The sequence below is a fragment of the Flavobacterium sp. GW823-FHT06G12 genome, assembly GCF_058794775.1.
This window is the reverse complement of sequence record NZ_JBXAHE010000001.1, coordinates 288,120-312,770: the sequence shown is the minus strand read 5'-3', so window position 1 is coordinate 312,770 and position 24,651 is coordinate 288,120. Positions and strand designations below refer to the sequence as shown.

Here is a 24,651-nt window from a genome sequence, read left to right as displayed (position 1 = left end):
ATTATCGATTTAAGTAAAGACGGCCTTGTTGTGGCGGTTTATTGTCTTTATTAAAATGCAGTACATAAAAATAAACTCCATTGGGCGCAACGCCTCCAGCGATACCGCTTTTCTCGTAATTCTTGCCATCCCAAGCTGGTTTACTATTATCTCCTTTATACATTCCGTTGCCGTACCTGTTATAAATTTCAAGTGTATAGTTTGGATATAAAAATTCAATATCTTTTATCACAAATGAATCGTTTACACCGTCTCCGTTTGGAGAAAATCCGTCAGGAACAAAGAAATCGTACTGAGCAACTTCACAATCTCGTAAAGAGACTTTCACTTCTTTATAATTTTCAGACAGACATCTTGTTGTTTCATTTAAATCGTATCCGTAATAAATTGCATTGTGTACCAATAATGTGGTTGAAGGCAATAAATTTCCGTCTACAGAATCATACCAAGCTACCGTTGACGGAACATTTGTCTTACTGGATAAATCGCTTATCTTCGGATTTGCTAAACCGCAAAAATCTGCCGTTTCGTTCATTTCTGGTGCTGGCGTATCATTTATCACTACCGAAACTTTTGCGGGTTCTGAAATACAACCTTCAGCAGAGGTTTCTGTAACGTAATAATCTTCTGTTTTTAAAACATAATCAACGGCAAGTGGCGTTGTTGCTGTTGCAGAATTATACCATTTGTACTGAGTTCCTTTTGGTTCTAAATTGGCAATTACCGCCTCGTCTACTTTACAAAAGTTCTGATCTAAAACAGTTGGTGCAGGCGGAATCGGATTTATAATGAAATCGTCTGTAATGTTGATTAAATCGACATCACAATTTGTAACCGTATTAGTTAAATTCAATAATGTAATTTTTGTTGAACCTGTATTTAAAAGCAATTCGGCAGGAATTACAAAATCTAACTTACCATTTTGCACTGTATTACTACTAGTCTGTATTCCCGAAATATTACTTTCTGACAATTGATAAGAAATACTAACATTGGTTAAAGTTTCCAATCCAGAAATTTCAACAGTAACAGGTGCATTCAAGCAATAATCTTTAACTGCCGCAATTACAGTTAATGCATTTGGCAACGGATTTACATATAGATTTCCTGCAACATTTGCTGTATTGGTACATTGTGGTGAAGGATTTGTAATATTGGTTATATTATAAATTGTAATTACCGACAATCCACTTCTTTTACTCAGGTTTCCCGGAATTGTAAAAGATGCTTTTCCGCCAACAGATTGTATTTCTGCTGTTTCGCCCATAGCTAGATTATCTCCATTTATATTGTAAGAAATACGATAAGTACCATCAAGCAATTGAGGTGCAATAATATCAATTGTCGCTATATCATTTTGGCAAACAGGAAGCGCTGTTAGCGTAGCATTAGTTAAAAGCGGTAACGGATAAATTGTTAAAACACTTGAAAACGGATTGAAAATGTCTACGCATTTTCTTTTACTTGTTGTAGACACTATACCTGTAACCGTTATCGTATACTCACCTACTTCTTTAAAATAAGATGATTGTATTGGAAAATTAAATTCTCCATTCAAAAAATCCCCTCTTACATTATCAGATGCTGATACTCCTGGCCCAACAATATTAAAGCTTACATCATATTTCCCATTAGGAATATTATCTTGCCCTTGGGTAATTTTTGCCGAATAAGTCGCTGTCGCGATTTCAGATTCGCAAATATCTTTGCTTACTTCAATTTTAGATCCTGTAAAATCAAGTCTTTTTTCGAGAGTTATATTTACAGTAGCACTTTTATTAGCACATATATTACTATTAGGAAGTGCCAAAACAGTGTAGGTATAAGGGTATACGCCAGGTCCATTTGCATCAAACAATTCTTGAAGATTAATATTATGATCTGTAGCAGAAGTCAATCCCATACCTGTCCAAGTACCTCCTTTATCCCCTTCACCTATCCGGTCAAATAAATCTAAATCGGTGTAGGCCGCCAAATCTGTAGTCCCACATAATTCCAAATCTTGTGGTTCTCCAATTTTAGGAGCTATAAAAATGGTCACCTGCACATTGGTTGACTTTGTATTAGGAGAACACGCCGGCACTGCCGGTACAGTATATATAAAGTTAAGCGTAGTTTTGGTTTTATATTGTCCAATTGGTATTGTACGCGGTACAGGTTGCCCTTTATCGGTAGTAAAACTTCCGTTTACATGTGGCCCCATAACCTTACTGTCAAAAGCTGTAAAAAGATTAAAAAAATTATTTTCGTTACAAACTGTTGCTTCAGATCCCACGCCCACGTATGCGCCTATGGTAATCGTGACTACAGCTTTGTTATTTGTACACCCCGAAGTCGCTGGAGCCGTATAGGTATAGTGATATTCTCCTCCGCTAAGGATAAATTGAGCATTTAAAATACCAGTAGAAGGATCTAAACCTTGTAGATTATTATCATCTGTCCATGTTCCACCTGGAATTGGAGAACCTCCTAACAAAGAAAATAAATTTACTGATTGATAAATGGGATTAGTGACATCGCAAATTAATTCATTTACATTGTCAGTACCAGCACATTGTGCCGTTAGTTTTGAAGGAAGTAAGGAAAAAAAAATAAAAAACAATACAAAATGTAGGTAGTTAATGTAGTTTTTTGCCATAGATTAAATTTTTGTTAAACATAAGAAATTATCTAACTAAAAAGCTAATTTTTAGTAAACTTATTTTCACAAAAAAAAGGCACACCTACATTACAATAGCTTAAAATGGGGTTTTTAAAGAAATTAACCCAAAATTAAAATTCTACTTTTTTACAACTCATCTTCTAATTTAAACCTAAATTTAAGCACCAAACTATTTCGTTCTACCTCAAGATTAATCCATACATCATCTTCCGATTTCAAAAGATTATTTATTTGTTGAAGAGTGTATTTATATGGCTGATTTTTATTAATACTGACTATAATATCACCTTTTCGCAATCCACATTTTTCAGCAGCAGAATTCTCACGCACATTTACTATTTCGTAAACTGGCTTAAGAGCAAATTTATACTTAAAGTTATTTTCGTTTTTGTCTTTTTCCTGCAATTCGTCCATTGTAGAAGCAACTCTTACAGTCTCTAAATGTACTGTTTCTTGCACCCATTGAAGTCCATTGTGCTGAATCGTAATTCCGCTCTTATTATAAGTAAAAGGTTCTCCAAATTTGCTGTTTCTTTTTAAGTACAGTTTTTTTTCTTTATAATCTAAAACTAAGGTAAATCGTTTCAAAACTTCTCCGCCAACAGAACCGATACGTCCTGGAACCATCTTAACGTTACGAATTGATGCTGAATCAGGAAAAGAGACAATAGGTTTTTTAAAATCAAATTCGTCTATAGAGAATTTATCAATTTTAGCACGATGTCCTTCAATGTCACCGCTAAAACCTTTTCCTAAAAAATCAGGAAAGTTTTTGTTCGGGAGTTTTATTTTATCATTTTCAAAAATCCAGAAAGCATCACTATTTCCAATATCAATTAAAAGCTTTGCCGGAATTTCTTGATCATTAACTGTAGCTTTTGTAATTATATAAGGTTTTGACTTTTCAACCGTTATCGGAACCATTTTAAACTGTTTATCAAGTTTTCCCTGATATCTATCGCTCTTAGCATGAACTATTATTTTCTTTTTCTGGTAATTAATTTCAACAAGATTGTTTCTAAAGAATTTATGACCGATAATTCCATTAACAGGAATTCCAATATGAGAAGACAAATTAAAACTTTGATCTAGGATAATAAAAACCATATGGTCACTTGATTTCAGACCATGCGTTTCTAGAATATTCTTTGTCGATTTCAAGCCTTCTATCTCTTCTTCACTTCCTAATCCACGGAGTTTGATTTTCTCAACATTGTTAAAACTAACTTCTTGTTTATCTTCCATACTAAACAAAAGTGTTTCTTCAACACCAGAATCAAGAAGAAAATTCAACTCTACTCCATTCACTTTTATAGGAATAAAAACGAGGTTATTAATCAATTTAAAAGGGATTATAGCCTTTTTTGCATTGTTTTCCAATATGAAATCGCCTTGCCCGAAAAGCAAAAAAGGTAAGAATAACCCAAAAAACAATACTATATATTTTTTCATTGACAATATTTTATTATAAAATTAGTAAATATATTTATTATTGTTACATTTTTGGAAGTACCCTTATTGTTTACGTTAAATTCGAAAAAAATATGCAAATTTGCACTTCAATAATTTATACTCATGCCGACAATTTCACTCAAGGGAAGAAACATGCCCGAATCTCCGATACGCAAGCTGGCTCCTTTTGCTGATTTAGCAAAGAAAAAGGGACACAAGGTGTATCACTTAAACATTGGTCAACCGGATATCAAGACACCGGAAGTGGCCATCGAGGCGGTAAAAAATATTGATTTGAGTATTATAGAATACAGTCCGTCTGCCGGATATGAAAGCTATAGAAAAAAATTAGCTCATTTTTACCAGCGCCAAAATGTAAACGTTAACACAGAAGACATCATTGTAACAACTGGTGGTTCTGAAGCCTTACTTTTTGCACTGGCCACAATTACAGATCCAGGAGATGAAATCATTATCCCGGAACCTTTTTATGCTAATTATCATGCCTTTGCTTCTTCGACAAGTGCAACTGTAGTGCCTCTAGTTTCTACTATCGAAACTGGATTTGCTTTACCAAGTATTGATGAAGTAGAAAAATTAATAACACCAAAAACAAAAGCCATTCTGATTTGCAACCCTGGAAATCCGACTGGATATTTATATTCTGAAACAGAAATTAAACAGCTTGCCAGCTTAATTAAAAAACATGATTTATACTTAATCGCTGATGAAGTGTATCGTGAATTTTTATATGATGGCGACGATGTGCACTTTTCTGTAATGAATCTTGAAGATGTACAGCAAAACGTAATCATGGTCGATTCTGTTTCTAAACGTTACAGTATGTGCGGAGCAAGAATTGGATGCTTGGTAACTAAAAACAAAGATGTTTTAGCAACAGTAATGAAGTTTGCTCAAGCACGTTTAAGTCCGCCAACTATTGAACAGATTGCTTGTGAAGCTGCAATAGACACACCACAAAGTTATTTTGACGAAGTAATTGGCGAATACAAAGAACGCCGTAATACTTTAATCGCTGAATTAAATAAAATTGATGGTGTTATTGTAACTAAACCAAAAGGTGCTTTTTATTGCATTGCAGAGCTTCCTATAGAAGATTCAGATGATTTTGCACAATGGTTACTTGAAAGTTATAACTTAAATGGCGAAACGGTAATGATTGCTCCTGCTAAAGGTTTTTATTCGACACCTGGAATGGGACTAAATCAAGTTCGTATTGCCTATGTTTTAAACAAAAAAGATTTGATTACAGCCGTAAACATTTTAAAGGAGGCTTTACTAGTTTACAACAACAGATAATCAATTCATTATAATACACTTTAAAAAGACAATAACGTTTTTCGTTATTGTCTTTTTTATTTTTAATAATAGTATTTATCTTCAAATTTTAAATTATATCCAAAAAGCAGCAATTAAATCCTAAAAACCATAGAATAGGTTTCCTATTTATTAATTATCTTTACCGCCTTAAAAAGATATACCACATTATAATAGTAGTTCTTAATGATAAATAACGAAGATTTTTTAGACGAAATAGGTGACAGTCACTTCAGCAGTAATGCAAAAAACCCTTTAAGAGAGGATGCTTTTGACATCACTGATGAAGAAAAAATAGAAAAAATTAAAAAAGATGTCGAAAGCATTCTACAAACATTAGGAATGGATTTGACAGATGACAGCATTAAAGGAACTCCAAACCGAGTTGCAAAAATGTTTGTAAAAGAAATTTTTGGTGGTCTTAACCCAGCAAAACAGCCAAAAGCTTCTACTTTTGACAATAATTACAAATATGGCGAAATGCTTGTAGAAAAAAACATTACAGTTTATTCTACTTGCGAGCATCACTTACTGCCAATTATCGGGCGTGCTCATGTTGCTTATATCTCAAGCGGACGCGTGATTGGTTTATCAAAAATGAACCGTATTGTTGAGTATTATGCAAAAAGGCCTCAAGTACAAGAGCGTCTAACTATGCAGATTGTTCAAGAACTTCAAAAAGCTTTAGGAACAGAAGATGTTGCTTGCGTAATCGACGCAAAACACCTTTGTGTAAACTCTCGCGGAATTAAAGATATCGAAAGCAGCACAGTAACTTCTGAGTTCGGCGGAAAATTCAAAGATCCTCAAACGAAAAGAGAATTCTTAGATTATATCAAACTAGACACTCAGTTCTAGTTTAATCGGTAAATTGTTAATTTGTTTAACCGATTAAATAAATTAACAATTACACAAAAAATATTATCTTTCACAAGAATAAATCCTTACTAAAAGATTAAACGGTTAAACATAAATTTTATGCCATTATATACAACACAACCACTAAAAATATACAATTCACTTTCGGGTGAAAAAGAAGATTTCAAACCAATCCATGAAGGAAACGTTGGAATGTATGTTTGTGGACCTACCGTATATAGTAATGTCCATTTAGGAAACGTAAGAACTTTTATGTCTTTTGATGTAATTTTTAGATATTTTCTTCATTTGGATTATAAAGTTCGTTATGTTCGAAATATTACCGATGTTGGACATATCGTAGACGATGTGGATGAAGGTGAAGATAAAATTGCTAAAAAAGCACGTTTGGAGCAATTAGAACCAATGGAAGTAGTACAACGCTACACTGTTGACTTTCACAACATTCTAAAAGCTTTCAATTTTTTACCTCCAAGCATCGAGCCTACAGCAACAGGACACATTATTGAGCAAATTGAAATTATTAAAAAAATAATCGATAAAGGCATTGCATATGTTGCTAATGGTTCAGTATATTTTGATGTTGTAAAATATAACGAAACCAATAATTACGGTATCTTAAGCGGTAGAAATATCGACGATATGTTAGCTAACACGCGTGATCTTGACGGACAGTCAGACAAAAGAAATCCGCAGGATTTTGCCTTATGGAAAAAAGCTGAACCAGAACACATCATGAGATGGCCTTCTCCTTGGAGCGATGGTTTCCCAGGATGGCATCTAGAATGTACAGCAATGAGCACCAAATATCTTGGCAATCATTTTGACATTCACGGAGGTGGAATGGATTTAAAATTCCCGCACCACGAATGTGAAATTGCTCAAAATGAAGCTTGCACTGGCCAAGCTCCAGTAAATTACTGGATGCATGCTAATATGCTTACCTTAAACGGAAAGAAAATGGCAAAATCAACTGGAAACAACATTCTTCCAGGCGAGATTCTTAGCGGAGACAATAACATCTTAAGCAAACCATTTTCGGCTTCAGTAACTCGTTTTTTCATGCTTCAAGCACACTATAGAAGTATTTTAGATTTTTCTGATGATGCTATTGTTGCTGCTGAAAAAGGATACAAAAGATTAATGGAAGCACTAGACGCTTTACCAAATATCAATGCAGAAACTTCTAGCTCTATAGATTTTGCAGCTTGGAAACAGCTTTGTTACGATGCGATGAACGACGATTTCAATACGCCAATTTTAATTGCACAATTGTTTGAAGCCGTTCGTTATATCAATCTATTAAAAGATGGCAAAGAAACTATTTCTGCGAATGATTTAGCTGATTTTAAAACAGCAGTAAATGCTTTTGTATATGACGTTTTAGGTCTTAACGACGACAAGGCTGCAGATGGCGATAGCGACAAACTAGATGGCGTAGTAAACATGCTTATCGAAATGAGAAATCAGGCAAGAGCAGATAAAAACTTTGCACTTTCTGACCAGATTCGCGATCAGTTAATTGCTTTAGGAATTCAGCTTAAAGACGGAAAAGAAGGAACTACTTTTAGCATTCAATAAGAATATTTATTTTTGGATGTAACATAATTCTTTTTAGGACAACAAATAAAAGTGTTTGAAAATCGAATCATTATTATTAAAAAATGCTATCCAAAATTCTAATATATCCATTTGTATTGTTAGTCCGTTTTTATCAGACTGCTATTTCGCCGTTTACGCCAGCTGCCTGCAGATTTGAGCCGACTTGTTCGACTTACATGATTCAAGCGTTGCAAATTCACGGATTGTTCTATGGCGGTTTTTTAGGCATTAAACGCATCTTAAGCTGTCATCCTTGGGGAAGAAGCGGTTACGATCCTGTTCCTGAAAAGAAATGTGACCACAAACATTAACCTTTTAGAAAGCGGCACTTTACATTAAATATTTATTTTTAAAGCTATATAAAACATTTATACATGACACACGCCTTAAATTTAGTTTGGAATCCTTCTGAGGGAATCAACTTAGGATTTTTTATGATTCGCTATTACAGCTTAATGTTTGTAATTGCTTTTGGTTTAGGATGGTTCCTAATGAAAAAGATTTTCGAAAGAGAAAACGAATCGATTGAAAAACTAGATTCTTTATTTGTTTGGACAGTTCTTGCAACTTTAATTGGAGCGCGTTTAGGTCATGTTTTCTTTTACGATTGGGAATATTTTAGAAATCACATTTTAGAAATTTTCCTTCCGTTTAAATTCGAACCTGAATTTCAATTTACAGGTTTCCAAGGATTAGCAAGTCATGGGGCTGCAATTGCGATTATTATTGCAATGTATTACTACAGCAAAAAAATATTAAAACGTTCTTTACTATGGATCTTAGACCGCGTTGTAATACCTGTTGCAAGTGGCGCTATTTTTGTACGTTTAGGAAATTTCTTTAATTCTGAAATTATAGGTCACGAAACTTCATCTACTTTTGGAATCCGTTTTCTTCACGATACATTTAGCAAAGCCGAAGCAGTACAAAAAACCGGAATTGCAGACCCAAAAGAAGCTTACAATGCAATTGCAACAGATCCAAAATTTGCAACATTATTAGCAGAAGTTCCTTCAAGACATCCTACACAATTATATGAAGCATTCTGTTATGTTTTTGTATTTGCCATTTTATTCTTTTTATACTGGAGAACAAATGCAAGACTTAAATCAGGCCTTTTATTCGGATTATTTTTAGTGCTTTTATTTGTTGTTCGTTTCGTTGTAGAATTTGTAAAAGAAAGCCAAGGCGGTTTCGAAAGCGAATTAGGCTTATTCTCTACAGGACAATGGCTAAGTATACCTTTTATCATTATAGGGCTTTTCTTTATCATTAGAGCGCAAAGAAATCCTTTAGCAGAGTCATAAATTTTCAATATAAATAAAGAATGCCCAATATCGCACGTATTGGGCATTTTTTTTTATAGCTGACAGGAAATACCAAATTCGATATTCTTGGTGTTATATCCTGCATTACTGCTTCCTAATCCAGCATTAGAAACATGTCTTACACTAGGACGAATATCAAACTTAAATTTATCAAAGCTTGCGGCAAAACCAACTGCTAAAACATCAGCAAAAGCAAAACCTTTAGACATTCGCTCGGTTTCTGTATCTGTAATCATCGGACCAATACTTCCCAAAACATAAAACGAACATGTTTTACCAATAGGTTTACACACTAGAAAACCACAATTAAGCACATATTCGCGAATATCTTTTAATCGTGTAAATTCGTCTCTTTTTTGCTGATAATTGGGCGTATCAGGTTTAACAAAATAAAAGTTCAATAGTTGATGTTCAGCAAAATTAATCTCAGGCTGAACTAAAATCTGATATTGAAAATACTTTGTTTCTTTTAATCTATAATATAGCTGAACTTTGTAAAATTGATTGGTAAACGTATAGTTTCTATTACTGAATTCACTTCCAAAACCATAATTAAAACCTAAGGAAAAATTTGATTCACCTTTCTGTGCGGTCATTTCTACAGCCATAAGAAACAATAAGACTAAAAGTAATTTTCTTGTCATAAATCATTCTAAAATTCTTTTAAATATAGCACAAAAAAAAGATCCAGCTTTCACTGGATCTTTTCATATAACTAGAGCAATAATTATGCTTTATTGTGTTTGTCTTCGATTGTGTGTTTCTCATCACTAGAAATCGTATCAACCAATACTGGCGTAGCGATAAATAATGAAGAGTAAGTACCCACAATAATACCGATTAACATTGCGAAGATAAATCCTCTGATAGACTCTCCACCGAAGATAAACATCGTTAATAATACGATGATCATCATTAATGAAGTATTCAATGTTCTAGATAATGTAGTATTAATAGAAGCGTTTACGATATCTTCGAAACTACCTTTACGGTTTCCGATGATAAACTCTCTCACCCTGTCAAATACAATTACAGTATCGTTCATAGAGTAACCAATTACAGTTAAGATCGCAGCGATAAAGTGCTGATCCATTTCCATGTGGAATGGCATGAATTTGTAACATAATGAATAAATTCCTAATACAAAGATTACGTCGTGAGCAACAGCTGCAATTGCACCTAAAGAATATTGCCATTTACGGAAAGATACCATTAAGTATAAGAAAATAACTGCCATTGCACCAAGAACCGCCCAGTAAGAGTTAGTTTTAATATCCTCTGAGATAGAAGCACCAACTTTAGAAGCTTGTAAAACACCAACTTTCTTACCATCAAATGAGTTGATGAATTTATCGTAAGTTGTATTTGGGAAGTATTTCTGTAATCCAGCATATAATTTCTGATTTACTTCTTCATCAATAGCTACTCCATCTTCTTTAATTTTGTATTTAGTTGTGATTTTCAATTGATCATCATCACCTAAAATTTTAGCTTCAACTGGAGTACCGAAAGCAGCAGATAATTCATCTGAAACTGCAGTTGCATCAACTGGTTTTTCGAATTTAACTTGGAAAGTTCTTCCTCCAACAAAATCAACACCTTCATCTAATCCGTTAACGAAGAAGATAGAAACTAAACTTACTACTGTTACAATAGAAGAGAAGATATAAGTGAATTTCTTAACTTTAATAAAGTCAAAATGGAAGTTTGTAAACCAGTTTTTAGTAATATTTGTACAGAAAGTTAAATCAGCTTTTCCAGCAATATTTCTGTCAATAAAGATTCTAGCAATAAAGATTGATGTAAACAATGAAGTTACGATACCAATTAATAATGTTAATGCGAAACCTTTAATAGGACCTGTTCCGAAAATAAATAAGATCGCTCCAGTTAAAACGTGAGTAACGTTTGCATCAATAATAGAACGCATTGCACCATGCCATCCGTAAGAAGCTTGAACAGCTTCAGAAAGAGATTTTCCTTCACGTAATTCTTCTTTCGCTCTTTCGTAAATAATAATGTTCGCATCTACCGCAGTACCTAATGTTAATACGATACCTGCAATACCTGGTAATGTTAATACAAAACCAAAACTTGCCATAATTCCGAATAAGAATAGTAAGTTTAATAATAATGCAAGGTTTGCATACCAACCTGCTTTACCATAATAGAATACCATCCAAACACAAACTAATAAGAAACCTAATACAGAAGAAATTGTACCTGCATCGATAGCTGCTTGTCCTAAAGATGGACCTACAACCGTTGACTGAATAATATCTGCAGAAGCTGGTAATTTACCTGCATTTAATACGTTAGCTAAATCTTTAGTTTCAGCTACATCAAATGAACCTGTAATCTCAGATCTTCCTCCAGCAATAGGACCGCTTGTTACACCTGGAGCAGAATATACGATATCATCTAATACAATAGCAATGTAACTTTTTTGAGCAAATGCTCTTCCTGTCAATTCTTCCCAAACTTTAGCACCTTGGCTGTTCATTTGCATAGAAACTGCTGGTTTACCCATTTGGTCAAAAGTATCTTTTGCATCAGTTACAACACCACCGCTCATTGCTGGAGTATTGTCTCTGTTTCCTTTTAAAGCGTATAATTCTACAACTTCAACATCAGCTGCGCTTTTTACATCTTTAGCTTTTGGATCTTTTATAGTTGTTGGCTTACTCCATACAAATTTTGCATAGTGTTGGTCAGCAGCCAATAATACTCTAATTTCTGGTCTTTTGAAATAATCATTGATAGCAGCTGTATCTTTAGGAGCAAAATAACCTAAAACTGGCCCACCACCATTACTAACTATTTTATCAAATAAAGGATTGTTTCCTTTTTTAACATCTGAAGAATCTTTAGCATCTGTTAATAATGCATTTAATGAATCTTTAGCAACTGTTTTAGTTTCAGTTTTCTTAACTTCAGTTTTCTTTAAAGCTTCGTTTGCTGATACTAAGAAATTACCAATTTCTTCAATTTTATAAGTTTCCCAAAACTCTAATTGAGCTTTTCCACCTAATAATTTTTTAATTCTATCAACATCCTTTGCACCTGGAAGCTCTACTAAGATTCTTCCTGTTTCTCCTAATTTCTGGATGTTTGGCTGTGTAACACCAAATTTGTCGATACGCTCTCTTAATACTTTAAAAGCACTTTCTACAGACTCATCAACTTTTCTTTTGATAACTTTTTGAACCTGCGCGTCAGACATTTGAAAATCTACACCACCATCACCTTGAAGGCTTCTGTTAGCGAAAATATCTGGAGATGCTAATTTCACAGATCCTTTTGAATTTGCTTCAAAAGCTTCAAAAAACTTATTTAAATACGTTTTGTTTCCTTCTAAATTTGCAGATGCATCAGCTAATGATTTATTAAAAACTGGATTTTTAGAATTATTAGCCAAACCTTTTAATACATCTTTAATAGAAATTTGAAGAATTACGTTGATTCCTCCTTCTAAGTCAAGACCTTTATTAAGTTGTTTGTTTTTCACTTCATTGTAAGTGAAATCAGTAAAACCAAGATTTAATACTTTTTCTTTACCAATAGAATCTAAATATTTCAGCTCCTTATCAGGATTATCTCCTGCAAAAGCTTTGGCTTCACTTTTGACACCATTTGCCACAAAAGTGAATGATAGTTGGTAAATACTTACCAATGCAAATAGAATTGCGAAAAATTTAATAAGTCCTTTATTCTGCATTATTACTAAAAATTAATTATGTTTTATTTTTGTTTTTGTTTTAAAGTCCCATAAAATAAGCCCTGACATGATTTTTTTAAAACAAAAATACGAGATCACGAATTACCAATTTTTTTTTAAACCGAGCAAATATATAATTAACGAAAATATTAACCAATTTATTTATTAATTAATCTCAAAAAAAAAGCTGCAAAAGTGCAGCTTCTTTTCTTTTTTGCCATTTTTATTATACTAAAATCGTTTTAAGGGCATCATTCATACTACGAACTGCATCTGCACTTTTCGCAAATAAAGCCTTTTCCTGATCGTTTAAGTTTATATCTAGAATTTCTTCTACTCCGTTTTTACCAATTATACATGGCACTCCAATACAGATATCATTTTGACCATATTCTCCTTCTACAAAAACAGAACAAGCAATCATTTTCTTTTGATCATTCAAAATACTATCAACTAAATATGCCACAGAAGCTCCTGGTGCGTACCAAGCAGAAGTCCCTAGAAGACCTGTAAGCGTCGCTCCTCCTACCATTGTATCTGCGGCAACTTTTTGCAATACTTCTTCTGAAAGAAACTGTGATACAGGAATTCCGTTATAAGAAGCCAAACGCGTTAACGGAATCATAGTAGTATCTCCATGACCTCCAATTACCATTGCCGAAATATCATTTGCTGGTTTGTCTAAAGCTAATGAAAGGTACGTTCTAAAACGAGAACTATCTAAAGCTCCACCCATACCTATAATTCTGTTTTTTGGAAGACCTGTAGCTTTTAAAGCTAAATAGGTCATAGTATCCATTGGGTTGGAAACTACGACAATAATCGTATCTGGAGAATACTTCAATACATTCTCAGCAACTGTTTTCACAATTCCTGCATTGATGCCGATTAATTCTTCTCTTGTCATTCCTGGCTTTCTCGGAATTCCTGATGTAATTACAACCACATCACTTCCTGCAGTTTTAGAATAATCGTTGGTAACGCCAGATACTTTAGTATTAAAACCAGTATTTGTCGCACATTGTGTAATATCCAATGCTTTACCTTCGGCAAAACCTTCTTTAATATCCAACAATACTACTTCGCTAGCAATTCCTCTATAAGAAATAACATCTGCACATGTAGCTCCAACATTTCCTGCTCCTACAATGGTAACTTTCATATTTTTTACTTTATCGGTTATTAATTTTGTCTATTCTTTAAAAAGACAATTCGTTTAATTGTCTAGTAAATTTAAACAATTAAACGAATTGAAATTATTAATTTTTCATTTTATGCATCAATATTTGCATAAACTGCATTTTTCTCGATAAACTCTCTACGAGGCGGCACTTCATCCCCCATTAACATAGAGAAAACTTGATCAGCTTCAGCAAGACTATCAATATTTACTTGACGTAAAGTTCTGAAATTCGGATCCATTGTAGTTTCCCATAATTGCTCCGCGTTCATCTCTCCAAGACCTTTATAACGTTGAATATTAGCACTTCCTCCCATTCTTTCGTTGGCTTGATCACGCTGAACATCATTCCAAGCATATTCTTTTTTATTTCCTTTTTTAACTAAGTATAAAGGTGGCGCTGCAATATAAACGTGACCTTCTTCAATTAGCTCTTTCATGAAACGGAAGAAGAACGTTAATATTAAGGTAGAAATGTGGCTACCATCGACATCGGCATCACACATGATGATTACCTTGTGATATCTTAATTTTTCTAGATTTAATGCTTTACTATCTTCTGCAGTTCCAACTGTTACTCCTAAAGCTGTAAAGATATTTCTAATCTCTTCGTTTTCGAAAACTTTATGGTGCATCGCTTTTTCAACGTTCAAGATTTTACCACGTAATGGCAAAATCGCTTGAAAGTTACGATCACGTCCTTGTTTTGCTGTTCCACCAGCCGAATCTCCCTCGACAAGGTAAACCTCACATCTTGCTGGATCTTGTTCAGAGCAATCAGATAACTTACCTGGCAATCCTCCACCGCCCATAACGGTTTTACGCTGTACCATTTCACGCGCTTTTTTCGCCGCGTGACGTGCCTGAGCTGCTAGGATTACTTTTTGGATAATTAATTTCGCATCATTTGGATTTTCTTCCAAATAATTTTCTAGCATTTCTCCAACAGCTTGAGAAACTGGAGAAACTACCTCTCTATTTCCAAGTTTAGTTTTTGTCTGACCTTCGAACTGAGGTTCAGCTACTTTTACCGAAATAATCGCTGTTAATCCTTCACGGAAGTCATCTCCAGCAATTTCAAATTTTAATTTATCTAATAAACCAGAAGCATCAGCATATTTTTTAAGCGTTCTTGTCAAACCACTTCTAAAACCTTGCAAATGCGTTCCTCCTTCGTGCGTATTGATATTATTTACGTAAGAGAAAATGTTCTCTGTATAACTTGTATTGTAGATTAAGGCAACCTCAACTGGGATTTCACCTTTATCATTATCCATACTGATAACGTGAGAAACAATTGGCTCACGGTTACCATCTAAGTAACGAATGTATTCTTTAAGACCTTCCTGAGAATGGAAAACTTCACTTCTGAATTCTCCTTTTTCATCTACTTCTCTCTTATCTGTAAACGTGATTGTGATTCCTTTATTCAAGAAAGAAAGCTCACGCATACGCGCTGAAAGTGTATCATATGAAAACTCAGTAGTCTGAGTAAAGATTGTATCATCTGGATAAAAAGTCTGGCGCGTACCTCTTTTATCTGTTTCTCCAATTTGTTTTACTGGATATAATGATTTTCCTCTTTCATACTCTTGCTCATAGATTTTTCCTTCTCTAAAAACAGTCGATTTCATATGAACCGAAAGTGCATTTACTACAGAAACCCCAACACCGTGAAGTCCTCCAGAAACTTTATAAGAGTCTTTATCAAATTTACCTCCGGCACCAATTTTAGTCATTACAACCTCAAGTGCAGAAACTCCTTCTTTTTTATGTAAATCAACAGGAATACCACGACCGTTATCTTCAACTGTTACCGAACCATCTTCGTTTATTGCGACACTAATAGTATCACAATGTCCTCCCATCGCCTCATCAATAGAGTTATCAACAACCTCGTAAACCAAATGGTGTAGTCCTCGAACCCCTACATCACCAATATACATCGACGGACGCATTCTTACGTGCTCCATCCCTTCTAATGCCTGAATACTATCTGCTGAATAATTGTTCTTCTTGATTTCTTCGCTCATATAATTTATTCTAAAAAATGTAATTAATGTCTAACACGCAAATATATAAAAACGCGAGCTATATACCCAGTAAATTACGACTTAAAGCACTTAAGTTATCAACACAATTGTCTGAAAAACTAAAAAATAAACCCAAAAATGAATTTAAATTCAATTTTTTTGAAAATTCCAAAATTTTAAATACCAAATTCCAATTTTGAAAATCTCAAACTCCAAATCCCAAATCTGAAATACCGAATCAAAATTTTAAAATTTGCCTAACACATTAAAATTAAAAAACCGAAATACATTTAATGCATTTCGGTTTTCTATAACAGAATCCAACTTGGAATTTGGAATTTAAAAATTTTGGAATTTCATCTTTTAAGCGATAACAGTAGTTTTTACAGGTTCAAAATTTCCATTTAAATGGGCTGCATTTGCTCTTCCGCTCGGATCGAGGTTTTCTTGCCATTTCGGAATCCATTTACGAACCGTTTGCGCCGCGCTGACCTGTGGATAGTATTTATGAAAAATTGATCGATATAAGTACGCTTCTTTCGTCGTTGGCGAATTATACGGAAATTCGGCACTTGCACCAGCTAATTGCTCATCTGTAACTTGCGAAGCACAATATTCGATTAATTCATCTACCCATTTATATCCTACTCCATCAGAAAATTGCTCTTTTTGTCTCCATAAAACTTCTGAAGGCAAATAAGCATCTTCAGTATCAAAAGCTTTTCTTAGAATATATTTCTCAACACCATCATAAGTTTTCGGCTGTTTTTCTTCTGTTTTAATTCGAATGGCAACATCTAAAAATTCTGTATCCAAAAATGGAATACGAACTTCTAAACCATTTGCCATTGTCGTTTTATCTGCACGAAGTAAGTCAGCTGTAAATAACTTTTGAACTCTTTCTATCGTTTCATCTTGAAATTCTTCTTCTGATGGTGCATTTCTAAAATACAAATGTCCTCCAAAAACCTCATCGGCTCCTTCGCCAGACAAGATAACTTTTATACCTTGATCTGCAATAGCTTTTGAAAGCAAATACATAGGAACACCAGATCTTACAGAAATAATATCGTATGTCTCCAAATGATAAATTACTTTTTCTAATGCTTTAACTCCCTCTTCAACAGAAAAATGGATTTCGTGATGTTCTGTTCCTAAAAATTCTGCGGCTTTTCTTGCTGCGATATTATCTGGTGCTTCGGCATCTAATCCGATAGAAAACGAATGGAGTTTTTGTCCTTTTTCTTTCAGCAATCGAGAAGCAATAGAAGAAATCAACGAAGTGTCTAAACCTCCTGACAAAACAGTCCCTAAAGGCACATTGCCTAATAATCGTTTATTTGTAGCTTGAATCAAACTTTCACGAATCAACCCTAAATCTAATGCATGAGTTGCGTTTTTATGATCTTCGTATTCTGGACGATAGTATTTTACAAAACCTGTTTTTGCTGTATAGTAATGTCCTGGAGGAAAAGTAGAAAACGACTTGCACTGGTCTGCAATAGACTTCATTTCTGACGAAAAATAAATTCGTCCTCTTTCATCCAAACCATAATACAAAGGTTTTACTCCAATCGGGTCACGACCTGCAATATATTTATCGCCATCTACAACCACAAAAGCAAAATCTCCATCCAATTTATTGCAAAAATCATATCCGAATTCTTCATAAAGATGTACAATTACTTCAGAATCAGATTCTGTTCTAAAAGTATGATTCTTTAAAACCGTGTCTTTAAGTTCTTGATAATTATAAATTTCACCATCATGTACCATCCATGCTTTATCAGTCCCTTGAATAGGCTGTTTTCCCGAATTAAGATCAATTATAGAAAGGCTTTCATGACAAAGTATACTGCCATTTTCCATAATATGAATATCGCTCTCATCAGGTCCGCGATGTGACATTCTCTCAGAAAGTTCTTTTACAAGCTTGGGGCCTTTTCCTTTGCCAATAACGGCTAACAATCCAGACATACTATTTTATTTTTTATTTTTATTCTGATGTACCAGCCTCAAATAAGCTGTACATTAAAAAATCATTAAAATTTCCGCTTAAAAGCAAAACTAAATATTATTTTCTGCTTTCCTACATTTTGCATCCTAAAATTTCATGGTTTAACTTTTATTTCAACGAAAGTCAAATTGGAAATAAATTTTAATCGATTACCAAAACTTTTAATTTTAATCTATTGAAAAACAGAAACTTTTTTAGACAAGAAAGACGCTCTCATAAAAGAACGTCTTTCGGCAATATATATACTAATTCTAAAAATTAAACTCTTAATTATTTAACATAAGCATCATCGTGAACATTTGCTACTGCTCTTCCTGATGGATCGTTTAAGTTTTTGAATGCTTCATCCCACTCCAAAGCAATTTTAGTACTACAAGCTACACTTGCTTCCTGAGGAACACATAATGCTGCAGCATCACTTGGGAAATGTTCTGTAAAAATTGAACGATAGTAATACTCTTCTTTTGAAGTTGGAGTTTGCAATGGGAATTTAAATCTAGCGTTTGCCAATTGCTCATCTGAAACCTCTCTAGCTACCACTTCTTTCAAAGTATCAATCCAGCTATATCCTACTCCATCAGAAAATTGCTCTTTTTGTCTCCAAGCAACACTTTCTGGAAGCATATCTTCAAAAGCTTTACGAACAACCCATTTTTCCATCGGATGCTCTTTGTTGATCATTTTATCTTGTGGGTTGATGCGCATTGCAACATCCATAAATTCTTTATCCAAGAATGGCACACGACCTTCGATTCCCCAAGCTGCTAGACTTTTGTTTGCACGTAAACAATCGTACATGTGAAGTTTTCCTAATTTACGAACGTTTTCTTCATGGAATTCTTTAGCATTTGGCGCTTTGTGGAAATATAAATATCCTCCAAACAACTCATCTGCTCCTTCTCCTGAAAGAACCATTTTAATTCCCATAGATTTGATCACTCTCGCCATTAACCACATTGGAGTCGAAGCTCTAACTGTAGTTACATCATACGTTTCTAAGTTGTAAATTACATCACGAACTGCATCTAAACCTTCTTGGATTGTAAATTTAATTTCGTGGTGAATAGTTCCGATATGATCTGCTACTTTTCTTGCTGCCGCTAAATCTGGAGAACCTTCCAATCCAACAGAGAAAGAGTGCAACTGCGGATACCAAGCATCTGTAGTATCATCTGATTCGATTCTTTTTTGAGCAAATTTCTTAGCCACAGCTGAAGTAATAGAAGAATCTAAACCTCCAGAAAGTAAAACTCCGTAAGGAACGTCACTCATTAATTGTCTGTGAACCGCAGCTTCCAATGCTTTTCTGATTTCTGGAATGCTAGTTTCGTTGTCTTTTACTGCATCATATTCTGTCCAGTCTCTTTTGTACCACTGTACAAATTCACCGTCTTTACTTGATAAATAATGTCCTGGAGGGAATAATTCGATTTTTGTACAATATCCTTCTAAAGCTTTTAACTCAGAAGCTACATAGAAAGTACCGTGCTGATCCCATCCAATATATAATGGAATAATCCCCATGTGGTCACGAGCTACGAAATACTCGTCTTTATCAACATCATAAATTGCGAAACCGAAGATTCCGTTTAATTCATCAACAAAGCTTACTCCTTTTTCTCTGTAAAGTGCTAAAATAACTTCACAGTCACTTTCAGTTTGAAAGTTATATTTTCCTTCAAATTGTTTACGCAAATCTCTGTGGTTGTAAATCTCACCATTTGCAGCTAAAACTAGTTTTTTGTCTTCTGTAAATAAAGGCTGTTTTCCTGAAGCTGGATCTACAATTGCCAAACGCTCATGAGAAAGAATCGCTTTATCATTGCTGTAAATTCCGCTCCAGTCTGGTCCGCGGTGACGAATGATTTTTGACATTTCTAATACTTGAGGTCTTAACGCTTCGGCTTTTTGTTTAAGATCAAAGGCACATACAATTCCACACATAATTTTATATTTTAATTCTTTAAATTTTAATTTGATAGGGCAAAGATGTGATATTAGTTACAATTGAAAAACACAATTATGTATTTCAATTACAATTTAAAACCATAATTTTATTTTTACATATAAAATGTAAAATTTAGAAGTAAAAACGAGCTTGAAACTTGAAAATTTTAATTTGGACTATAAAACTGGTTGAAAATTGAAACTTTAAACCAGTTTTTTGAATTAATTTTTGAGTTATTTCATTACTAATGAAAGATTCGTAAAGAAGAGTTAGAAAGTTGTTCTTGTATTATTGTTTACACAATAATACAAGACATTATCAAGAAGCTCTACAAAGATTGGCGATACACGTTGCGGAGTTACTTGCGAAGATTTCTCGTTCCTCGAAATGACAAACTGTATGGAATTACTTTATGTCTGATCTTTAGAAAACTTTGTCAAAGTTTGAAACTTTGACAAAGTTGTTCATAGACGAATACATTATTCAACGCTTTGAATCGTATAATGCGTCTTATTTATTTCAAATTGAAATCCAGCTTTATTACCCATTAAATGATTTCCCAAAGGAGATTGTGGAGAAAGTGCAATAACGTTAATTCCGTCAATTGTTATTTTAGGAAGTGCAACACTTACATACAGATAGATTCCGTTTGCTTTTACCAAACTTCCCAAAACAATATTTTCTGTCGTTTTTAGTGGATCTATCTTATCCAAAATTGCTTTTTGCTCTAAAGCTTCTTTTAATTTATTTGTCAATTTTTCTTGCTCGATATGCATCATTGACAAAGCCGTTTCATGCTTATCACCTGCAGAACCTTTGGCATCATTTTTTGAATCTTCTGTCAAACCCGAAATCATGTCTTTAAAAACATCTATTCGATCTTGAACCATTTGAGTGTAGTGAGAATATATTTTTTCTTTGAAAGTCATTTTTTGTAAGGTACTAAGGTTCTGAGATGCAAAGATGCTAAGGTTTTTTCTTTATTTAAATTTTTATTCGAAAAAAGCTTTTGGGTATACTACTTCTCCGCTTATCCCTTTTAAAGCATCTTCCGTTAATGCGATAACCATACAGTTTTCAGCTGGAACATCAAACGGCATTTTGATATTGTATTTTTCACAAAGTTCATATCCGAATCTTGGATAATAATCTTGATGCCCTAATAAAATAACCGATTTGTAACCTAAACTTTTTGCAATTTCGTGTCCGTGCAAAATGAGTTCAGAACCAATTCCTTTTCCTTGAAATTCTGGTAAAACCGAAACTGGAGCAAGTGCTAGTGAAGGAAAGGTTTCCGATTCATTTTTTATCTGCAGTTTGGTAAATAAAATATGACCTACAATTTTATTATCAATTTCAGCGACAATAGAAAGCTCTGGAATAAAAGCTTCAGAATTCCTTAGTCTTTCTACTAAAAACTGTTCTTTGTGATCACTGTATTCTTCTTTTTCAAAAGCTTTTTCAATCAATTGAAAAACACTTTCAAAATCGTTTTTATTTTCTTGACGTAGTTTAATTTCCATTTTATAAAATTAAAAAAAACAGCCACGAATTCACGAATCTACTCCAAAAAATTCATGAGTTCATGGCTGAAAAAAAAAGGCACATTCATTTAAAATGTTTTTGTGCCTAAGTATCTTTATGGCAAAGATCTCTTAAAAATCAAATTTATAATTTGCACCTCCTAAAACTTGGAATCCTTGTACAGGATAATTTAACCATTTTTCGTAAGCTTGGTTTCCAATGTTATTCAATTTCAAGAAAAACGTCAAACGTTCGCTAAATTTATATCCTAAATGAGCATTGGCGTCAAAATAGCTTTTTAAAGTAATTGGCGTAGCATCGATTCCTAAAGAAGTATTGGTTTGCATATCTTTTCTTTCTCCAACATAAAATACATTCAAACCTGCGTACCACTGCTTAGTAATATTAACGTCTAAAGTCGAACTTAATTTCATTGTTGGCAAATTCCACGCTTCAACTGCATTATCTGTGTTATAACTATTAAAAGTTCCATTGATTCCGAAAGTTACATTTTGAGAGAAATCGGCTTTTAGTTCTGCATACAAACGGAACGTTCTAATACCTTCATAAACTACTCCAAATGAGTTCCCGAAAGCATAATCTTCGTTTGTAACAACTTCTGTGTAATCATTCGCTTTAAACAATGCTTTATTTTTCTCATTCAAATAAGAACCTGTCAAGTTATAATTTACATTGTTAGCCAATTTTCCTTTCAAACCAGCAAAAACATTGTATTGCGTGCTTGATGGACGCATGTTTAAAGTTGGAGATAAAAACGGATTATCTGTCACAAAATCTGCATAAGAGTTTTGGTTTAAAGCTCCATTTACTCCAGTATAGAAAATCATTAAATCGCCAACCAATTTATAAGATGCATTCACTTTTGGATAGAAATAAAATTTATTACCGCTGTTTTCAGAATCTGCACTGTAATAAATTCCAGCTCCTAATTCTAAAGTCCACTCATTTTCATTGACCACAAAACTTGGCTCGATTCCAACGTTTGTAAAGCTATATTTTAAAGCTTCTGTATTGTCTTGTAAATAATTATTCTTGAAAGAACCGCTTACGTGATCTACAATAACGTTTGTTTTAATAGCCTGATCCATTACATCAACTGTAAAAGTTGGCTTTACATAAAATCTATTTTCTGATGAAGAATAACTGTCTGAAAAGTGTGTAAATCTTGCTGAAAGCTTACTAAAAATACTTTCTGTAAATTCTGCATTTCCACCAAGTGAAATTGTGTTGTACGAATGATCTGGATTAATGCTGTTTACCAAATCGTAACGCTGATCTGGAATTGTCGAACCAAAATCTGACGGAAGTCCGTACCAATTATAAATCTGGTTTTGGTAACCTAAATCAATGTTCCAGTTATTATCTCTGTTATTTTGACCGTAACCAACATTTATTGCTGTATCATAAAATTCATCATTCAATTCTACATCTTTGATTCCACCTTGAGAAGAGTGATGGCGAAACATTCCCGCCACATAATCATTGTTTCCTAAATCTTGATTTACAAATAACTCAGCGTTTAAAGTGCTATAATTACCAACACCTACAGTCGCATAATTATTAAACAATCTTTCTTTTTTTGCTTTTTCTACGCCCTCCGCTTTTCCTTTTGAAGGCGTAAAAGTAGAAGCCACAGGAACAGACAAAATACTGTACTTAATAACTTCCTTCGGCTGATTACCACTATCATCAAGCGAAGGCGTTTCTTTCACTTTAAAAGCATCTGAAATAGTCGGCGAATAAGGTTTTACTACGTTTACAGTTTCGGTTCCAATAGTTTCATTTTTCTTTTGCGCAATCGAAAACTGAGCAGCAAATAACACTAACAAAATGATTATTTTATGTCGGCAGTTTAATTTCATATTTATATTATTGTGTAAAATGTTGTTTGTAAAATGTAAAATGTGTTTTCAACCAATATTCTCTTTTCACATTTACATCTTTCTTTTCACATTTCACTTTTTACATTATCTAATTTTCTAATTATCTCAATTATCTAATTTCTAAGCTTCCCACTCTCCTTTAGCCACAAACTGAGCTTTTCCTCCTATTCTAATATCGAACTGTTCCCCGTTTAGTTTTCCATTAAAATAAATCTCAGACGGGCGCCCGATGTAATCTCCTTGATGATTTGTCAATTCAAACTCAGGTTTATGATATTTTAATAAAAAAGCCTGTAAACAAGTACTTGCGCTTCCTGTTGCAGCATCTTCTACCAATTGATTATGCTCAATACACAACATTCTGCTGAACAATTTTTCTCCTTCTAAATAATAAAAGTATAAACCTCTATGATCTGTTTTGCAGTGCTGTTTCATCCACTCATCAGCTTTGTCTTTATCCAAAACCAAATTTTCTAAAGCTCTTTTACTGCTTAATCCAACCATTACAAAAGCACTTCCAGTTGTGACTTCCTGAATTGGAAACTGATTTTCGAAATCACTTACTTTCAAGTTGCTGAAAAAAGTAAAATCTATTTTAGAAAAAGTATCCCAAAACTTTGGCTGAGCCGCTTTTAACCAAATCAAATCGTCTGATTTATTGATAGAAATTGGTCCAATTGGCACTTCTAATTTTATTCCGTTCGGAGCATTTTCAAAGATTTTGTTCATCAAAACCCAAGAAGTTCCAATAATCGGATGTCCCGCAAACTGCATTTCGTGCGCTGGCGTAAAAATTCTAATTTCTGCTTTATTATTGGTTTTATCCAGTTTGGTTACAAATGTGCTTTCTGCAAAATTAATCTCGCGTGCAATTTGTTGCATTTGTTCTGTGCTTAGATTTTCTGCATCCATAAAAACCGCCAGCTGATTTCCAGCATATTTTTTATCGGCAAAAACATCAACTATATAAAAAGGTAAACTCATTATTTTTTCTTGTAAAATGTGATTTGTGAGATGTAAAATGTTTTTCGTTATTTTCTATTTCACAAAAAACATTTCACTTTTC

Annotated in this window: 17 protein-coding genes; 5 read left to right on the top strand and 12 right to left on the bottom strand. The window is 33.7% G+C overall.

All coding sequences use genetic code 11. The features are described from left to right. Window position 1: 1 nt before the first annotated feature. Window positions 2–2,638, bottom strand: a complete 2,637-nt coding sequence (locus tag AC1Q5Z_RS01255) for a T9SS type B sorting domain-containing protein (RefSeq protein ID WP_492443467.1) — start codon at window positions 2,636–2,638, stop codon at window positions 2–4. A gap of 150 nt (window positions 2,639–2,788) precedes the next feature. Then, a complete protein-coding gene (locus AC1Q5Z_RS01250; protein WP_343588456.1) occupies window positions 2,789–4,114 on the bottom strand; it encodes a PDZ domain-containing protein in 1,326 nt (441 codons plus the stop codon). Between the two features lie 123 nt (window positions 4,115–4,237). On the opposite strand from AC1Q5Z_RS01250, the gene AC1Q5Z_RS01245 reads away from it, so the two are divergent. The 5 genes from AC1Q5Z_RS01245 (at window position 4,238) to lgt (ending at window position 9,240) form a co-directional block, all read left to right on the top strand. Beyond that, window positions 4,238–5,434, top strand: a complete 1,197-nt coding sequence (locus AC1Q5Z_RS01245) for a pyridoxal phosphate-dependent aminotransferase (protein ID WP_289058211.1) — start codon at window positions 4,238–4,240, stop codon at window positions 5,432–5,434. 204 nt (window positions 5,435–5,638) lie between these two features. After that, entirely contained in the window at window positions 5,639–6,310 is a 672-nt protein-coding gene (gene folE, locus AC1Q5Z_RS01240) for a GTP cyclohydrolase I FolE (RefSeq protein WP_281631805.1), read from the top strand. Window positions 6,311–6,430: 120 nt separating this feature from the next. Further along, window positions 6,431–7,912, top strand: coding sequence for a cysteine--tRNA ligase (cysS, locus tag AC1Q5Z_RS01235; RefSeq protein ID WP_343588457.1), 1,482 nt, complete (start codon window positions 6,431–6,433; stop codon window positions 7,910–7,912). Window positions 7,913–7,995: 83 nt separating this feature from the next. Further along, the gene (gene yidD, locus AC1Q5Z_RS01230; RefSeq protein ID WP_286965404.1) at window positions 7,996–8,244 is read left to right on the top strand and encodes a membrane protein insertion efficiency factor YidD; all 249 of its coding nucleotides are present in this window, start codon (window positions 7,996–7,998) and stop codon (window positions 8,242–8,244) included. Window positions 8,245–8,307: 63 nt separating this feature from the next. Then, the gene (gene lgt / locus AC1Q5Z_RS01225) at window positions 8,308–9,240 is read left to right on the top strand and encodes a prolipoprotein diacylglyceryl transferase (protein ID WP_343588458.1); all 933 of its coding nucleotides are present in this window, start codon (window positions 8,308–8,310) and stop codon (window positions 9,238–9,240) included. A 53-nt stretch (window positions 9,241–9,293) separates the two neighbouring features. On the opposite strand, the gene AC1Q5Z_RS01220 is transcribed toward lgt, so the two are convergent. The 10 genes from AC1Q5Z_RS01220 to AC1Q5Z_RS01175 all read right to left on the bottom strand — a co-directional run bounded on the left by AC1Q5Z_RS01220 (window position 9,294) and on the right by AC1Q5Z_RS01175 (window position 24,569). Continuing rightward, window positions 9,294–9,905, bottom strand: coding sequence for an acyloxyacyl hydrolase (locus AC1Q5Z_RS01220; protein ID WP_492443463.1), 612 nt, complete (start codon window positions 9,903–9,905; stop codon window positions 9,294–9,296). 83 nt (window positions 9,906–9,988) lie between these two features. Further along, a complete protein-coding gene (gene secDF / locus AC1Q5Z_RS01215; protein WP_198856894.1) occupies window positions 9,989–12,979 on the bottom strand; it encodes a protein translocase subunit SecDF in 2,991 nt (996 codons plus the stop codon). Between the two features lie 226 nt (window positions 12,980–13,205). After that, window positions 13,206–14,141, bottom strand: coding sequence for a malate dehydrogenase (gene mdh / locus AC1Q5Z_RS01210; protein WP_278022377.1), 936 nt, complete (start codon window positions 14,139–14,141; stop codon window positions 13,206–13,208). 110 nt (window positions 14,142–14,251) lie between these two features. Continuing rightward, window positions 14,252–16,192 carry a DNA topoisomerase (ATP-hydrolyzing) subunit B gene (gene gyrB / locus AC1Q5Z_RS01205; RefSeq protein WP_198856892.1) on the bottom strand — a complete coding sequence of 647 codons (1,941 nt, stop codon included), beginning with the start codon at window positions 16,190–16,192 and terminating at the stop codon, window positions 14,252–14,254. A 363-nt stretch (window positions 16,193–16,555) separates the two neighbouring features. Continuing rightward, on the bottom strand, window positions 16,556–18,169 hold the full coding sequence (asnB, locus tag AC1Q5Z_RS01200; RefSeq protein ID WP_492443460.1) for an asparagine synthase B: 1,614 nt from the start codon (window positions 18,167–18,169) through the stop codon (window positions 16,556–16,558). A 310-nt stretch (window positions 18,170–18,479) separates the two neighbouring features. Next, the gene (gene asnB / locus AC1Q5Z_RS01195; protein ID WP_177210404.1) at window positions 18,480–20,153 is read right to left on the bottom strand and encodes an asparagine synthase B; all 1,674 of its coding nucleotides are present in this window, start codon (window positions 20,151–20,153) and stop codon (window positions 18,480–18,482) included. Between the two features lie 483 nt (window positions 20,154–20,636). Then, the gene (locus AC1Q5Z_RS01190; RefSeq protein WP_198856890.1) at window positions 20,637–21,086 is read right to left on the bottom strand and encodes a hypothetical protein; all 450 of its coding nucleotides are present in this window, start codon (window positions 21,084–21,086) and stop codon (window positions 20,637–20,639) included. Window positions 21,087–21,149: 63 nt separating this feature from the next. Next, on the bottom strand, window positions 21,150–21,680 hold the full coding sequence (locus AC1Q5Z_RS01185) for a GNAT family N-acetyltransferase (RefSeq protein WP_343588462.1): 531 nt from the start codon (window positions 21,678–21,680) through the stop codon (window positions 21,150–21,152). Window positions 21,681–21,812: 132 nt separating this feature from the next. Next, entirely contained in the window at window positions 21,813–23,564 is a 1,752-nt protein-coding gene (locus AC1Q5Z_RS01180) for a TonB-dependent receptor (protein WP_492443457.1), read from the bottom strand. A 141-nt stretch (window positions 23,565–23,705) separates the two neighbouring features. Then, the gene (locus AC1Q5Z_RS01175) at window positions 23,706–24,569 is read right to left on the bottom strand and encodes a PhzF family phenazine biosynthesis protein (protein ID WP_492443455.1); all 864 of its coding nucleotides are present in this window, start codon (window positions 24,567–24,569) and stop codon (window positions 23,706–23,708) included. Window positions 24,570–24,651: the final 82 nt, after the last annotated feature.